18 protein-coding genes are annotated in these 14,906 nt (G+C 69.9%); 6 read left to right on the plus strand and 12 right to left on the minus strand.

Going from position 1 to position 14,906, the window contains the following annotated elements; genetic code table 11:
• Positions 1-33: 33 nt before the first annotated feature.
• Positions 34-495: an NUDIX domain-containing protein gene (locus ABZX61_RS45985; protein WP_355204387.1), complete on the minus strand. Its 462-nt coding sequence runs from the start codon at positions 493-495 to the stop codon at positions 34-36.
• Between the two features lie 105 nt (positions 496-600).
• Between ABZX61_RS45985 and ABZX61_RS45990 the strand changes: the two genes are divergently transcribed.
• Positions 601-1,002: a hypothetical protein gene (locus ABZX61_RS45990; RefSeq protein WP_355204390.1), complete on the plus strand. Its 402-nt coding sequence runs from the start codon at positions 601-603 to the stop codon at positions 1,000-1,002.
• Between the two features lie 195 nt (positions 1,003-1,197).
• Positions 1,198-2,340 (plus strand): NAD(P)/FAD-dependent oxidoreductase, encoded by a 1,143-nt coding sequence (locus tag ABZX61_RS45995; RefSeq protein WP_355204392.1) that lies wholly within the window; start codon positions 1,198-1,200, stop codon positions 2,338-2,340.
• 4 nt (positions 2,341-2,344) lie between these two features.
• Here ABZX61_RS45995 and ABZX61_RS46000 read toward each other — a convergent pair whose 3' ends face one another.
• The 3 genes from ABZX61_RS46000 to ABZX61_RS46010 are packed head-to-tail and all read right to left on the minus strand — an operon-like array spanning position 2,345 to position 4,683.
• Entirely contained in the window at positions 2,345-3,388 is a 1,044-nt protein-coding gene (locus ABZX61_RS46000) for a hypothetical protein (protein WP_355204394.1), read from the minus strand.
• On the minus strand, positions 3,358-3,729 hold the full coding sequence (locus ABZX61_RS46005; RefSeq protein ID WP_355204397.1) for an alpha/beta hydrolase: 372 nt from the start codon (positions 3,727-3,729) through the stop codon (positions 3,358-3,360). The genes ABZX61_RS46000 and ABZX61_RS46005 overlap by 31 nt, the downstream gene beginning before the upstream one ends.
• A 51-nt stretch (positions 3,730-3,780) precedes the next feature.
• Positions 3,781-4,683 (minus strand): SDR family NAD(P)-dependent oxidoreductase, encoded by a 903-nt coding sequence (locus ABZX61_RS46010; protein WP_355204400.1) that lies wholly within the window; start codon positions 4,681-4,683, stop codon positions 3,781-3,783.
• 61 nt (positions 4,684-4,744) lie between these two features.
• On the opposite strand from ABZX61_RS46010, the gene ABZX61_RS46015 reads away from it, so the two are divergent.
• Both ABZX61_RS46015 and ABZX61_RS46020 read left to right on the plus strand, forming a co-directional pair.
• On the plus strand, positions 4,745-5,689 hold the full coding sequence (locus ABZX61_RS46015) for an AraC family transcriptional regulator (protein WP_355204402.1): 945 nt from the start codon (positions 4,745-4,747) through the stop codon (positions 5,687-5,689).
• A 35-nt stretch (positions 5,690-5,724) separates the two neighbouring features.
• Positions 5,725-6,315, plus strand: coding sequence for an AAA family ATPase (locus ABZX61_RS46020; RefSeq protein WP_355204405.1), 591 nt, complete (start codon positions 5,725-5,727; stop codon positions 6,313-6,315).
• Here ABZX61_RS46020 and ABZX61_RS46025 read toward each other — a convergent pair.
• A complete protein-coding gene (locus ABZX61_RS46025; protein ID WP_355204406.1) occupies positions 6,300-7,022 on the minus strand; it encodes a phytanoyl-CoA dioxygenase family protein in 723 nt (240 codons plus the stop codon). The genes ABZX61_RS46020 and ABZX61_RS46025 overlap by 16 nt on opposite strands.
• Positions 7,023-7,032: 10 nt before the next feature.
• On the minus strand, positions 7,033-7,902 hold the full coding sequence (locus ABZX61_RS46030; RefSeq protein WP_355204409.1) for an alpha/beta hydrolase: 870 nt from the start codon (positions 7,900-7,902) through the stop codon (positions 7,033-7,035).
• A 61-nt stretch (positions 7,903-7,963) separates the two neighbouring features.
• On the opposite strand from ABZX61_RS46030, the gene ABZX61_RS46035 reads away from it, so the two are divergent.
• A complete protein-coding gene (locus tag ABZX61_RS46035) occupies positions 7,964-8,515 on the plus strand; it encodes a helix-turn-helix domain-containing protein (protein WP_355204412.1) in 552 nt (183 codons plus the stop codon).
• Positions 8,516-8,673: 158 nt separating this feature from the next.
• Here the strand turns inward: ABZX61_RS46035 and ABZX61_RS46040 are convergent, their stop codons facing one another.
• The 5 genes from ABZX61_RS46040 to ABZX61_RS46060 form a co-directional block, all read right to left on the minus strand.
• Complete coding sequence (locus tag ABZX61_RS46040; RefSeq protein WP_192789828.1) at positions 8,674-8,970, minus strand: antibiotic biosynthesis monooxygenase; 297 nt, start codon at positions 8,968-8,970, stop codon at positions 8,674-8,676.
• A 201-nt stretch (positions 8,971-9,171) separates the two neighbouring features.
• A complete protein-coding gene (locus ABZX61_RS46045) occupies positions 9,172-10,788 on the minus strand; it encodes a GMC oxidoreductase (protein ID WP_355204415.1) in 1,617 nt (538 codons plus the stop codon).
• Between the two features lie 22 nt (positions 10,789-10,810).
• Positions 10,811-11,311, minus strand: a complete 501-nt coding sequence (locus ABZX61_RS46050; RefSeq protein ID WP_355204417.1) for a carboxymuconolactone decarboxylase family protein — start codon at positions 11,309-11,311, stop codon at positions 10,811-10,813.
• Entirely contained in the window at positions 11,308-12,366 is a 1,059-nt protein-coding gene (locus ABZX61_RS46055) for a dihydrodipicolinate reductase (protein ID WP_355204420.1), read from the minus strand. Before ABZX61_RS46055 ends, ABZX61_RS46050 begins: the two co-directional genes overlap by 4 nt.
• Before the next feature lie 39 nt (positions 12,367-12,405).
• Positions 12,406-13,164: a class I SAM-dependent methyltransferase gene (locus tag ABZX61_RS46060; protein ID WP_355204423.1), complete on the minus strand. Its 759-nt coding sequence runs from the start codon at positions 13,162-13,164 to the stop codon at positions 12,406-12,408.
• 72 nt (positions 13,165-13,236) lie between these two features.
• Here ABZX61_RS46060 and ABZX61_RS46065 point away from each other — a divergent pair, with 72 nt between their 5' ends.
• Positions 13,237-13,806 (plus strand): CGNR zinc finger domain-containing protein, encoded by a 570-nt coding sequence (locus ABZX61_RS46065; protein WP_355204426.1) that lies wholly within the window; start codon positions 13,237-13,239, stop codon positions 13,804-13,806.
• A 6-nt stretch (positions 13,807-13,812) separates the two neighbouring features.
• On the opposite strand, the gene ABZX61_RS46070 is transcribed toward ABZX61_RS46065, so the two are convergent.
• The gene (locus ABZX61_RS46070; protein WP_355204429.1) at positions 13,813-14,829 is read right to left on the minus strand and encodes a D-2-hydroxyacid dehydrogenase family protein; all 1,017 of its coding nucleotides are present in this window, start codon (positions 14,827-14,829) and stop codon (positions 13,813-13,815) included.
• Positions 14,830-14,906: the final 77 nt, after the last annotated feature.

Genomic DNA, 14,906 nt, shown 5'->3' on the forward strand with positions numbered 1-14,906 from the left:
GGAGCTCCGAGCGCGCCTGGCTCGGAGCAAGGGTCAACCGCGCAGCAGCTCCGCGAGCGGTCCACGCACATCCGCGGGATACAGGTTCAGCTGCTCGAACTCGGCGACCGTCGCCCATCTGAGCTCGAAGCTGTTGTCCGGCCCGTGCTCCGCAGCCTCCTCGCCGGAGAGCGACGGCACGCCGTCGACGTCGCGCATGAGGAAGTAGAAGGCGGGCCGGCCATTGTGTGAGCTGGTGAAGAGCAACCGGTCGATCTTTCCGGTGAGAGTCGTCTCTTCGAGGAGTTCACGGACCGCCGCACTCTCCGACGACTCGCCATCCTCCACATGGCCCCCGGGAAGAACCGCGTAGTGGTGTCCGGGACACTGCGACCCCCGCCGGCCTCCGGCATCGCACATGACGCAGGTGACGCCTGGCCTGCGTCGGAGGAACCGTTTGATGACCAGGACTTGGGTACCGTCGACGACCACGGCGACCGCTCGGGGGATCGGCATGCAGTGGATCATACGATCCGGCCCGGCGGAGTCGGGCGAGTCCGGATGGTGAGCCGGACATCGACGGACCCGGCACTCTGTAGCCCTGCCCGTCAGAATGGGGCTGTGACGAACAGCGTCAAGGCGCACCGGATGCCGGGCACTCTCAAAGCGGCTCAGTTCATCATCACGCTGGAAGTGGCTTTTGGTCTGGTGGGCCTGGCGATCACACTGGCTGGCTTTTTCTCCACCTTTCTGTGGGGCATCCTGCCTGGCCTGATCTACGTCGCAGGAAGCACCGCCCTTCTCGGGTGGCTGTTGAGCCGATGGTCGAGCCGCCGAACGTACTTACGATGGGCAATCATCGCCGCGCACCTGTTGTTGATCGGCGCCGCCATCCTCGACCTGGCTCTTTTCTCCACAGTGACGTGGAAAGCGGTGTTCGGCTCTCACATACTCGCTTGGGCTGTCATAGTCCTGCTCTTTCTGCCTTCGGCTGGGCGCTGGTTCAGCGAGTCCCGCGCCTGATGTAGCAGCTGGCGTTCGTCCACCTGCACGCTGCTGGAAGCCTCCTCCTGGACTCCGCACAGGAGGCCCGGGATCTCCCGTCGAGGCCTGTCTGGGGCTGTCCACGGGCGTGAGTGTGGTGACGGTGTAGAGGTACTGGGCGGGTCGCGTGCAGATGGTCCCGTGGGTGGGGTATGGCCCCTAGCGTCGCTGGATATGCGGACAGTGGATGTACTGGTCGTGGGGGCGGGACTGGCCGGGCTGCGGACGGCTCGGCTGCTCGCGCTGCGAGAGCTGGATGTGATGGTGGTCGACCGCCGCAGGTCGCTGTCGGCGGGCATCCGTACGACCGGGATCTTCGTGCGTCGTACCCTTGACGACTTCGACCTTCCGGACCAGCTGCTCGGGCCTGGCGTAAGGGACGTGCTGCTGTATCCGCCGTCGCGGCGGGCGCCGATCCGGCTGACCAGTGAGCGGGACGAGTACCGCGTGGCTGACATGGCGGCCGTCTACGAGCATGCGCGCCGTGCGGCGGAGTCGGCCGGGGCGCGGGTCTTCCTGGGCGTTAGGTATGTCGGCGCGTCGATGGGATTTGTGCAGTTCGCGGGTGCGGAGCCGGTGCGGGCCCGGTTCGTTGTCGGCGCGGACGGCGCCCGCTCCCGGGTGGCGCGGGATCTCGGCCTCGATGTCAACCGGCGCTTTCTCGTCGGTGCCGAGATCGTCCATCCGGTCGCGTCGGGCACGACCATCCCGGCGTTCCATTGCGTGCTGGACCCTCGGGTCGCTCCGGGGTACCTGGGGTGGGTCATCGACGACGGTCGGCACGCGCACGTCGGCGTCGCGGGATATCCGGGTGCGATGCGGACCGGCGTCCGTCACCTGCTGGACGCTTTCGCCGCGGACGCGCCCGGCCGGGCGGCACCGACCGGTCCGGTCGAGCGCCGCGGTGGTCCGATCCCGGTCGGCGGTGTGCTGCGACGGTTGGCGTGCCCCGCCGGGCTGCTCGTCGGAGACGCGGCGGGCGCGGTGTCGCCGCTGACGGCCGGTGGGTTGGACCCGTGTTTACGCATGGCGGAACTGGCCGCGGCGGTCGCCGCCGGGTACCTGCGTACTGGCGATCAGCGCAGGTTGAGCGTGTACGACGGGGGCGCGTTGCGGGCCCGGTTCCGGGGCCGGCTGTTGTTGCGCCGGGTGTTCGCCGGTATCCGGTCCCCCGCCGCGGCGGAGGCGGCGGTGGCCGTGCTGCGTGGTCGTGCCGGTCGTGCCGTGGCGGCGCGGATCCTGTTCGGTGACGGTTCGTTTCCGGGTGTCGATCCACAGCTTGTGGACGCTGCGATCGACCACTCCTGGGAGCGATGAACGGCTACGCGGCGCTGAAGTGCGGGTAGATCTCGGAGTTCTTGCCGAGCTTGAGCAGGGTCTCGGTCACGCGGCCCGTCAGGTCCATGATCCCGATGCCGGCCGCGGTGGAGATGAGCAGGTGCTTCTCGTCGTACCAGCCGAGGGTTGTGGGACGCGCGCCCCCGACGATGGGAAGTCTCGTCACGGCCTTGCCGGTCGCCGCGTCCCACACGCAGGCGGCTTTCTCCAGCGGCAGGCAGGCGGTGACGAACCGCTTGCCGGACGGGGAGAAGACGCCGCGCCCGTCACCGCCCGGCCTGCCTCGCACCTGGTATTCCCTGGCGGCCTTGCCCTGCAGGTCGTACAGGCGGACGGTCGTGCTGCCGAGCCGGCCGTGCCTGACCAGGAAGCGGGTGCCGTCCTGGTTCCACTCGAAACCGCCGACGGTGACCAGCGCCTTGTGGATCTTGATGAAGCGGGGCGTGAAGTCGGGCAGGTCGAGGATCAGTACTCCTGCCGAGCGGTCGCCCTGCCGGGCCAGACTGACGGTGAACAGCAGCTTCTTGCCGTCCGGCGACCACCGGGGCCAGCGCATCTGGGGATACTGGGTGCCGCCGTTCTCGGTGCTGGCGGGCGTGTACTCGGTGAGCTCGATGTCGATGTCCCGGCTCTCACCGGTGTTCCGGTCGGTGATCCGCAGGCGGTCCTTGACCGGTTCTCTCGGGGACTCCAGGTGCGCGACCGTCCAGCGTCCGCCGGGGGAGACCGCCATCTCCCCGTAGTCGCTCTTGACGAACCGCCGCCGGTCCGGCTGCCAGGCCCACAGCGTGAACGGGTTCCCCTGCGGCTGGAAGTCGGTGGTGCTGTAGGACGTGAACCGGACAGGGCGGCCGTTCAGGTCGGCGGCGACCGCGGCCTGGCCCTTTCTGACCTGGCCGTCTCCCGACCGTTCCGTTACGCCAGGTAACGGGCCTTTCGTCGGCTGGGGCAGGGGCGCGGCAGCCAAGGCTGGGGCTGTGGCGAGTACGAGTGCGCTCACCAGGCTGGACGTGAAACGGCCGAGCATGTGATCTCTCCTGGCTGCCGGGGGATACGGTTGATCATGGTAGGTCCGCCCCGGCGCCCGCGATGGTGGCTTGCGGAGAATCGATGCCTGGCTCCGGCGGCGGCCTCGGTGATCGGGATGCCCCCGTAGGAGTGGCCGAGCAGCACGACCGGTCCGGCGAGCGACGCCAGTTCCGCGGCCAGCATGGCGGCGTCGTCGTGCATGCCCGCGGTGGGATGTTCACCGGCGCTCGGGAGCGCCGGGGTGTGCGTGGCATGGCCGAGCGCGTGCAACTCGGTCTCGAGCTTCGCCCAGGTGGCCGGCTGGTGCCAGGCGCCGTGGACAAGCATCACGGTGGTCATCAATGGTGCTCCATGGTTTTCGTGCGGTACCGGTCGGTGATGCGGCCGCGGTCAGTGGGCCGCTGCCGCTGTGAGCGCGTAGTCCCAGAGGCGGTCCGCGGCGGCCGGGTCCACCGACCAGGCGGCGACGCCCGCGGTCGCGCCCGGCACCTCCTCGGCCTCCTGGTTGTCCGAGGAGAAGTACCGGCCGGTCACGCCGTCCAGCAGCGGGGACGCGGCGAGCAGCACCGAGGTGGAGGCGCCCTGCTCCGGGGTCTTGTAGTAGTCCGGGGTCACCAGGTTCCCCTCGTCGTCCATCGCGCCCGCCGCCCGCATGGTGTCGTCGTCGAGGTGCCGCTGCAGGTTGGTGTGGATGTAGCCGGGTTCGAAGGCGTTCGCGGTGATGCCGTCGGCGGCCCAGCGCCGGGCGGCGCCGACCGCGAGCAGCGCATCGGCCGTCTTCGACTGCGCGTACGCGACCCACGGGTCGTACGGGCGGCGCTCGAAGTGCGGATCGTCGAAGTCGAACGGCGACAGCAGCTGGGCGCCCGAACTCACCATGACCACCCGCGCGTCCCCGGCCTGCCGCAGGTTCTCCCGCAGGCCGGTGATCAGTGCGAAATGCCCGAGAAAGTTCGTCGCCAGCTGCAGTTCCCAGCCATTGGCGGCGACCTGGCGGGTGGGCAACGCCATGATCCCGGCGTTCGCCACGATCGCGTGCACCGGCCCGATCCAGCCTGCCACGAACGCGCGCACCGAGCCGAGATCGCTCAGGTCCAGGGCCCGCTGGTCGCCCGTGGGGTTGCGGGTCGCGACGGTGACCTCGGCTCCTGCACCCCGCAACGCCCGTACGGTCTCCAGGCCGATCCCGGAGGCTCCGCCGGTGACGATGATCCGCCGGCCGGTGAGGTCAACGCCGGCGAGGATCTCGGCGGCCGTGGTCCTGGCGTCGAACGGGGTGCCCATACGTGTCATAACCCGCAACGGTAGGGACCAGGATTTGGACTCGGAATGGTTCAGGATCCAACATAGTTGAGTGAGCGTCCAGCAAGCCGATCCCCTCGAAGACGTCCTCGCCCTCGTCGGCACGAACAGCCGCCTGTCCGTCAGGCTGGTCGCCGGCGGCGAGTGGGCGATGTCGTACGGCCCGCCGCCGGCGGTCAAGTTCGTGGCGGTGCGCCGCGGCCGCTGTCTGCTCACCGTCGACGGCGTACCGGAGCCGATCGATCTGGCCGAGGGCGACTGCTTCCTGCTCACCCAGCCGCGCGCCTTCACCCTGGCCAGCGGCCCGGGGGTGCGGCCGGTCCCGGCCGGCCCGGTCTTCGCGGCGGCCACCGACGGCGTGGCCCGAGTGGGGACCGGCGAGGACGTGGTCCTCATCGGCGGGCGGTTCGACTTCGGCGAGCGGGCCCGCGACCTGCTGCTCGACGTGCTGCCGCCGGTGATCCACGTACCCGGCCGCACCGCCGAGGCCGCGACCGTGCGCTGGGCGCTCGAGCAGATCGACGCCGAACTACGCGACCGGTCGCTCGCCTCGACGCTGGTCACCGAGCATCTCGCCCTGGTCATGCTGATCCACCTGCTGCGCCTGCACCTGGCCGTCGCCGGGCCGGGCGCGGTGTCCGGCTGGATGGCCGGACTCACCGACCCGGTCGTGGCCCCGGCGCTGCGGGCCATGCACGCCCGGCCGGCCCACGCCTGGACGGTCGCCGAGCTGGCCGAGTCCGCGGCGGTGTCCCGGTCGACGCTCGCTGCCCGCTTCAAGCGAACCGTCGGGCAGAGCCCGCTGGACTACCTGACCGGCTGGCGGATCGAACTGGCCACCGACCGCCTGCGGCGTGGGGACGACACGGTGGCGATGATCGCCCGTACGGTCGGCTACGGCTCGGAGAGCGCGCTGAGCAACGCGTTCAAGCGGGTCACCGGCGCGTCTCCGCGCGAGTATCGCCGCCGGATCGGGCCATACACAGCCGTACGATAGGACATGGCTCGGGAGCGGTCTGCCATTGTGTGAGCATGGAACCCACCCCACCGACTCGAGGCCCGGGCCGCGTCATCATTCTCAGCGGGGCCTCCAGCTCCGGGAAATCGACCCTGGCCAAGGCCCTGCAGCGCGCACTCGATGAGCCGTTTCTGTACGTCTCGTCCGACCAGTTCGTGGCGAGCGGCATGCTTCCGGAGCGGCGTGACCACGAAGGTCCCTTCTCGTGGTGGTACGAGATGCGGCCGCGTTTCTTCAACGGCTTTCACCGGTGCCTGCCCGCCCTGGCGAGCGCGGGCAACGACCTGATCGTGGAGCACATCATCGAATTCCCGACGTGGCGCGAGGAGTTGTCACAGCTGCTGGCGGACTTCGACGTGTTCCTCGTCGGGGTGCATTGCGACCTTGCGGAGATCGATCGGAGAGAACGCGAGCGCGGGGACCGCCGCATCGGGGAGGGGCGTGAGCACGTCGAGGTCGACGGCATCCACACGTTCGGTCCGTACGACTACGAGCTGGACACCAGCCAGGGCGTTTCGGACGCACTTGTGCAGTCGGTGATGACCGCCTGGCGATCGAGGGGCACGCGGCGCGTGCTGACCTCGGGAGTTCACGAGATGGCCTGAGCCAGTGCGTTGCCCCCCTCCGGAGTCACCGGTTCGGTCAGGAAGACGGGCGCCTGGGCCATGAACCTCGGCTCGTCGCCCCGGTGCTCGTCGGCGGCGTGGACGGTGAAGGGATGGACCAGGTAGATGTCGCCCGGCCGGCCCGTCGCGTACGCGAGCGGACGGTGTGAACTGGCCGCGTCCACCAGCGGTCCGGCCTCGAACGGGTCCAGCACACGCCCCGCCAACGTCGCGGCCGCGTCCCGGTGTGAACCGACCCTGATCCGGGTCGGCGCGTCGTCGGGGCCGACCTCCGACAGCAGGATCAGCAGCAGCATCGTCTCCGGCTGCCCGCTGCACAGGTAGCCGCCGTCCGGCTGGGCGGCATTGGCATCGATGTGCCAGCCTCTGTCGTCGGCGGGCGGGAGATGCGGGAATCGGATCGGCACCATGCCGAGCGAACCACGCGGCACCCAGCCACCGGCCCCGCAGAGCTCGTCGAGTGCCTCGGCGAGCCGGGGACTCCGGATGAACTCCCCGAGCGCGCCCTCACCCGTGAGGTCCGCGGCCCACACCACCGGTTCCTTCCAGGTGGCCGGGTCCTGCGGTGACAGACCGGTCTGCCGCCACAGCAACGCCCGGGCGGCGTCGCCGACCTCGCGCGGGGCGGCCTCTTCCAGCTTCACGAACCCGTCGGCGACAAAGCGGTCAATGTCAACAATGCCCATGCCAGGGACGCTAACAGCCGTGTCCATCTATTTTTGGGGAGGCCGTCAGGAGCTGTCGTGTCCGGTCCGCGATCAGTCGGGGCTGCTCGGCCTGGATGAAGTGCCCCGAGGCGACGTCCTCGTGGCGCCCGTCGGGCAGGGTCTCGGCGTAGCGGCGCTGGTGCTCGCGGTTGGCGGCGTGCTGACGTTCCCGCCCTCTTTCCGCGCGGGTCACCGACAGCACGATCGTCGAGCATTTCGGGAGTTGGGGCGGCCGGGCGCGGAACTGCGGGATGGCGGCGGCCACCGCCTGGATCTCCTTGCGGGTCTGGGAGGTCCCGGCGGGGGTGAAGTCCTCGGCGAGCATGGTCCGGTAGGTGTCGGCGGAGAACAGGCGCCGCACGTTACCGGTGAACAGGCGTGCCAGAGGAGTGAACCGGCTGAGCATCTGCGTCACCGCCAGCATGCGGTCGATCTTCTTGGAGGTCTGGTCCCAGGTGTCGTACACCGGTGAGCTCTCCGGCAGGACGTCGGCCAGCAGCAGGCCCCGCAGCCGAGGCCCCAGGCGCTCGGCGGCGCGGCGGGCGACCAGCCCGCCCATGCTGTGCGCGACGAGCACGAACTCGCCCGGGACGACGGCCTCGGTCATCGCGATCAGATCGGCGGCCATGTCATCGATGCTGAGCCGCTGGGTGACGCGGCCGCTGAGCGCGCGCCCGGCACGGTCGTAGGCCACCAGGTGCGCCGTGTCGGCCAGCAGCGGCAGCACCGGATCCCAGAAGGTCCGGCCGCAGCCTCCGCCCGCCTCGAAGACCACCGTCCGGTCATGCCCCTGGCCGGACTCCTCGACATAGACGCGCCGGCCGTTCACCGGCACCGCCCGCCCCGCTACATCCCGCATGCCCGCTCCTCCCAACCGTTTTCATTTTGGATAATGGTATCTCATATGAAATCGTTGGACCATGGACGCCGTTGAGCTGCTGCTGCATCCGGTACGGCTGCGCATCGTGCACGCCCTGTCGGCAGGACAGGTGCTGACGACCGCGCAGTTGTGCGCCCGTATGCCCGAGGTGTCGAAGGTGACCGTCTACCGGCAGGTCGCCCTGCTGGCCGAGGGCGGCTTTCTCGAGGTGGAGGGCGAGCAGCGGGTACGCGGTGCCGTCGAGCGGAGCTACCGGCTGCGCCAGGACCGGCCCGCGATCGACGCCGGGGCCGCGGCCGCGATGTCGCTCGACGACCACCGCCGTGGATTCGCCGCGACGATGGCCGCCCTGATCGCCGAGTTCAACGCCTACCTGGACCGCGCCGGCGCCGACCCGGTCGCCGACTCGGTGTCCTATCGGCAGGGCACTCTGTGGCTCAGCCCGGACGAGCTCGCCGAGATGCTCACCGAGCTGCTCGCGGTGCTGCGGAACCGGGTCGCCAACGCTCCCGCGCCGGACCGCGCGCCGTACCTGCTCAGCGCGATCCTGTTCCCCGCCGAGCAGCCGCCCCCGGACGCGCCCGGTCACTGAGGGAGGCGGGTGGCCGAATGGCCTACTTCCCAGGGCGGAGACCGTCGGCCGACATCAGGGTTTCCGCGGGTGCCTTCTCCGATGCCGTACCACCCCTCCATGGCTGATCTTGATGTGGCCGAGTCCGGTGACGGCCCGCTGGGAGGCGGGCCGGTGGTTCACCGTACGGGGACGCCGAGTTCGCGGCCCTGGTAGAAGCCTTCGCGCTCCTCGAGGACGTAAGGGCTCATGATCTCGCGGCGCCGGTTCTCGGCCTCGGAGCTGCGCCAGGAGTCGCAGGCCTCCTTCGAGTCCCAGAACGACACCCCGGTGATCTCCTGCCCGTCCTCCGACCAGTACGCGTACGCGTGGCGCAGACCCTCCGGGTACGGGTCCGGGCGCCAGGCCCTCTCGAACTCCTCCAACGCCCCCGGCCTGATGCGGCGCGTCGTCACCCAGACGAAGTGCTCTCTCATCGCAGCCTCCTCAGCGGCTTTCATTCCACCATAGGCGGCCGGGGCGGCGATATAAGGGAAAATATCGGAGTAAAAGGCTGCTGTTTCTATGCCATGCCATGGGATTAGCTTGACGATCACGTGTAACCGAGGTCATCATTGATCCAAGCGATGACACGACGCTTGGATATGAGGCCCGCAGAGATGCGGGCCTCAAATCTTTCACAGGTCGGTGGCGATGATTTTCTCGATGTTCCGCTCGGCCAGGGCCGTGATGGTGACGAACGGGTTGACGCTGGTGTTGCCCGGGATCAGCGCCCCGTCGATGACGTACAGGCCGGGGTAGGCGGTCAGGCGCCCGTAATTGTCGGTCGCCTTGTTCAGGACCGCACCCCCGAGCGGGTGGTACGTCAGATGGTCGCCCCAGATCTTGTAGACGCCGAACAGATCGGTCCGGTAAATCGTCCCCTCTTTCGAATTGATTTTGTCGAAAATGGTCTTCGCCATGTCGATGGCCGGTTGTTTCCAGGCCGTCTGCCAGTTCAGGTCCACCTTTCCCGTCGCGGCGTTCCAGGTGAACTGGGCCCGGTTCGGGTTCTTGGTGATGGAGAGATAGAACGACGCGAAGGTCTCGATCCCGGTGGGCAGCGGGGCGATCTCCGCGAAGGCGCCGCCCGCGGCCCAGTTGTCGATGCCGGAGCACGGGATGGACGACTGGAGTGATCCGGTCGGGTCCCAGAGGTGGTTGGCGCGGCCGCACATGACGTTGCCGTTGTCGCCCCAGCCCTTGCCGATCTCGCCGTTCAGGTTGGGCAGCGCGCCGGTGGCCTTCAGCTTGACCAGTAACTTGCTGGTGCCGACGCTGCCGGCCGCGAAGAACACCCGGTCCGCGGTCACGGTCTTGGTGGCCGTGGTGTCGCCGCTGGTGTTCAGCTGCTCGATGGTCACCGTGTAGGCGCCGCCGGACGCGGGAACGACCGAGGTCACCCGGTGCAGGGGGGAGACGGTGACCCTGCCGGTGGCCGCGGCCCGGGCGAGGTACGTCTTCTGCAGGGACTTCTTGCCGTAGTTGTTGCCGTACAGGATCTCGCCGGCCAGGGCCGACTTGGTGACCGTGCCGGCGGCCTCCTGCTCCATGTAGTCCCAGTCGTACACGTCCGGCACGAAGGTGAACGGGAAGCCGGAGCGCTGGGCGTGCTTGCGGCCCACGCGGGCGTACTGGTAGCAGTCGGTGGAGTCGAACCAGGCGGGGTCCACGGTGCCGACGCCGAGGCCGGTGTTCGCGCGGGGGTAGTAGGTGTCGTACATCTCGGCGGGGTTCACCGAGGGGAGGATGGCGGCGAAGTTCTCGCGCTTGGGGGTGACGGCCATGCCGCCGTTCACCAGCGAGCCGCCGCCGACGCCGCGGCCCTGGTAGACCGTGATGCCGCTGAAATCCTCGGCGTCCAGCACGCCGGTGTAGCGGGGGATGTCCCGGTCGATGGGGAAGCCGAGGAAGTAGTTGAGCGGGGCTTTCGTCCGGGTGCGGAGCCAGTAGGAGCGGTTGTCCGGCTGGAGCGTGTTGCAGAAGATCTTGCCGTCGGAGCCGGGGGTGTCCCAGGCCATGCCCATCTCGATCATGTGGACGTTGACACCCGCCTGGGCCAGGCGCAGAGCGGCCACCGAGCCGCCGTACCCGGTGCCGATGACCAGGACAGGTACGTGGGCCCCGTCAGCGATCGGGCCGGCAGCGGCGGCGGCCGGGTGGCTGAGGGCCGCCGCGCCCAGGAGGGACCCGGTTCCGATGAGGAAGCCGCGGCGGGAGATGTCGGGGGTCGAGGTCTTTCCGGTGCTGCGCATGCGGTCCCTCACTTCCTGGTTCTCATCTTCGGGGGGTAGGCGATGAGCCGCCGGTCAGCGTGCATGCGGTGTCGAGGCCCAGTACGTGGTTGAGGCGGCCGAACGCCAGCCACGAGCCGAGGCACATGCTCAGCTCCACGATCTCGAGCTGGCTGTAGTGCGCCGTCATCCGGGCCCAGAACTCCTCGTCCAGGCCGTGGTGGTCCAGGGCGTACCGCTCGGCGTACTCGGCCGCCAGGCGGGTGCGGTCGTCGAACGCGTCGGTCGTGCGCCACTCCGTGACCGCGTCGGCGAACGTGTCCTCGACCTTCTGCCCGTCCCGTTCCGTACGCCAGTCGAGGCAGAAGGCGCACCCGTTGATCTGCGCGATCCGCAGCCGCGCGGCCTCGAACTCGCGCAGTCCGAGGGTCGTGTGGGTGTACACCGACATCGAGAACTTCGAGGCGGCGATCCCGATGCCGGGGACCATCTCGCCCCACACGTACGAGATCGGGTCCTTGCCTGCGGGAATGTCGATGTTCACGGTCGTTTTCCTCCGAGGGTGCCGGGTCGCAGCGGGACGTCGAGCGCGTCGTACAGTCCGGGTCCGGCGTCCACGAGCCAGTCGATGGCGCCCACCAGGCGGGCGACCGCGGTGGCGTTCCCTCCGGCGGACAGGTTGCCGCCCTCGTCGGTGGCCTCCACCGTGACCTCGATGCGCGGCCGGCCCTCGATGATCACGCGGTGCGCGCCCACGCCGTTCGGAGCCGTCGGCCAGTCGGGCGCGCAGGACGAATGGATGCGGGTGACGTGCTCGACGACGATGCGGGGCTCGCCCTCGACGATGCCCTGCACCTCGAACCGGACCGCGCCCTGCGTCCCCGCCTCGAACTCGCCCACCGTGGCGTCGAGCGCGCGCCGGTCCCGGGTCTCGCGGATCTCGTCGAGCTCGACGCCGAGCGCCCTGGCCATCAGCCGTACCTGGCCGCCCCACACCATGGTCGGGACGGTCGGCGCGATCATCGGCGGCTCGTAGTCCATCGGCTGGCCCATGCCGACCAGGTACCGGACGGAGTCGGGCTGGTCGTACGTGGAGTAGTCGAAGATCTCCTGGCAGCGGATCGCGTCGATGGTGGAGCCGAGCCCGCTGATCAGCAACGGCAGCACGTCGTTGCCCCAGCCGGGGTCGATCCCCGACACGAACAGCGAGCCGCCGCCCTCGCCGATGGCGGCCAGCACCGGCTCGCGCAGCTCGGGCGGGGCGTTGCGCTGGTCGTAGAGCGCGTAGAGGGAGGGGGTGACGACGACGGCTCCGGCTCGGATCGCCCTGGTCACGTCGTCGAGTGCCTCCTGGGGGCGGAGGTCGCCGGAGGCCGCGTAGACCACCGCGCGGGGGCTCGCGCCCAGGACGGCGTCGACGTCGTCGGTGGCGGCGACCCCGAGCTCGTGGCCGAGCCCGCCGAGGTCGCCGGCGTCCCTGCCGACCTTGTCCGGATCGTGGACGAGTACGGCTGTGAGTTTCAGCCCCGGATGGGCCTCGACCGCGCGGATGGCCGCGCGGCCGACGTTGCCCGTGCCCCAGACAACCGTGGACATCATGGGCGGAGCGTAGCAAGCGCTTGGTTAGTCGTATAGGGGTCAGCCGCGTACGGCGCACAGCAGGCGGTTGTTCCCCCGCTGCCAGAGCGTGCCGACCTCCGAGAAGCCGGCCTCCCGCAGCGCCTCGACGTGATGCGACAGCAGGTGCGACTCCGAGCCGTGGTGCGAGGCCCCGGCCGTGGTGCGGCGCGCCTCGTTGAGCTCGGCGAAGGCCGGTTCCGCCGCGACCGCGTCCCACCAGGTCCGCCAGTCCTCCGGCGGGTTCGCGCCGAACGCCCGCTCCGTCTCCCTGTCGTGGACGGCGCGCTCAAGGCGGGAGAGAGCGGGGGAGGTGTCGTCGGTGTCCATGTGGTCGCCGTTGAGCAGCAGCCCGCCGGGCCGCAGCACGCTCGCCACCTCGCCGTACACGCCCCTGAGGTCGGCGGCGGAGATCCAGTGCAGCGCCGTCGTGCTGATCGCGGCGTCGGCGGGCCCGTCCAGTCCAAGCAGTTCCGTCCAGCCGCCGGTACGCAGGTCCGCCGAGACGAACGTCAACCGCGGGTACGCGGCCCGCCCGAGCCCGAGCAGCAGCGGGTCGGCGTCCACCGAGATCACCTTCGCCTTGGGCAGGCGGTCGAGCAGCCGGGCCGACAGGGATCCGGGGCCGCAGCCCAGGTCGATCACCACCGGGTCCGGCCGGTCCAGCGCCTCCACGGCGTCGATCAGGGCGGTGAAGCGCTCCTCGCGGTCGGGGAGGTAACCCTCCTGCTGGCGGTCCCAGCGCGCGATCCACTCCAATGCGGCATCGTGAGTGAGCACGTACGTCTCCTTGTGACTGTCGTTTATGCTTTGGACAGTTACAAGCTAGAACATGAAGGTGTAACCGGTCAATTGGATTACAACAGTCACACGGATGGCGTGGTCAGGACCACGGTGGCGATCGTCAACGCGCTGACCCCCGGCGAGCAGCGGGGACGCGCTTATCCGGCGCCGGGCAGCGCCGGTGCCGCCGCCACCGAGAGCCTGCGTACGGTCTATCCGGATCATCGCGAGGTCACCGACGCGGAGGGCGCCGAGCTGGCGGAGGTGGCCGCCCGCCTGCGGACGGTCTTCGCCGCCGTGGCAGCGGACGACATCGACGCCGCCGCCACCGAGGTGAACGCGCTGCTGGAGGAGAGCCACGCCAGGCCGACGCTGGAGCGGCACGACGGCGAGCCCTGGCACCTGCACTTCCACGGCCCGGGCGGCACGCTGGCGGGCGAGTGGGCGGCGAGCTGCGCCACCGGGCTGGCGATCGTGCTGGGCAGCGAGTTCAGCGACCGTCTGGGGGTCTGCACCGCGCCGCACTGCGACCGGGTCTACGTGGACGTCTCGCGCAACGGCACCCGGAGGTTCTGCTCCACGGCCTGCCAGAACCGCGTCAAGACGGCCGCCTTCCGCGCCAGGAGCCGGGCCGACTGACCGGGGCTAGAGGGTCCTGATCGGGGTGCCGGCGAGGAAGGCGTCGATGTCCTCGACGGCCTCGCGGAAATACGTGCCGTAGTTCAGCTCCGTCACGTATCCCAGATGCGGCGTGGCCAGCACGTTGGGCAGCGTGCGGAACGGGTGGCCGGCGGGCAGCGGCTCCAGCTCGAACACGTCCAGCCCGGCCCCCGCGATGCGCCCCGCCCGCAGCGCCGCCACCAGCGCCTCCTGGTCGACGATCGCCGCCCGCGAGGTGTTGACCAGGTAGGAGGCCGGCCGCATCAGCGACAGCTCCCGCTCCCCGATCAGCCCCCGCGTGCGGTCGCTCAGCACCAGGTGGACGGAGACGACATCGGACTCGGCCAGCAGCGCGTCCTTCCCGGGGGCGAGCCGCACGCCGAGGGCGTCCGTGCGCTCCTCGGTCAGGTGTTGGCTCCACGCCACGACGTCCATGCCGAACGCCCGGCCGATCGCCGCCATCCGGGACCCGATCTTGCCGAGCCCCAGCAGCCCGAGCGTGCGGCCATGGAGGTCCGTGCCGACGGTGCTCTGCCAGGGGCCGTCCGCGCGCAGGGCCGTCGCCTCGGGCAGCAGGTGGCGGGCGAGGCCGAGGATCAGCGCCCAGGTCAGCTCCACCGGCGCGGTCGAGTCGCTGGCCGTGCCGCAGACCGTGACGCCGCGCGCCCGCGCGGCGGCCACGTCTACGGACGCGTTGCGCATGCCCGAGGTGATGAGCAGCCGCAGGTTGGGGAGCCGGTCGAGCACTTCGGCCGGGAACGGCGTGCGCTCCCGCATGATGACCACGATCTCGTAGTCGCGGAGGGCGGCCACGAGGTCGTCCCTGGCGGTGAAGTGGTCGCGGAAGCTGGTCACCCGCACCCTCGACCAGTCGGCCAGGCCGAGAGCCACTCCCTGGTAGTCGTCAAGCACGGCGCAGCGCAGCATGACCAGCAATCCTACGGAGGATCCGGTCCCCTGCTCCAGCTCCCCGGTACGCCCGGGGAGCTGGAGCCCGTTCATTCGGCAGCGAGTCGCTCTGCCTCGTCGTGCAGCGCCAGGATCAGGATCAGCTCGAGCTGGAGCTCCTCCAGATCGGG

The organism is Nonomuraea sp. NPDC003709 (assembly GCF_040610775.1).
In the GTDB taxonomy this organism is placed as follows: Bacteria; Actinomycetota; Actinomycetes; order Streptosporangiales; family Streptosporangiaceae; genus Nonomuraea; species Nonomuraea angiospora_A.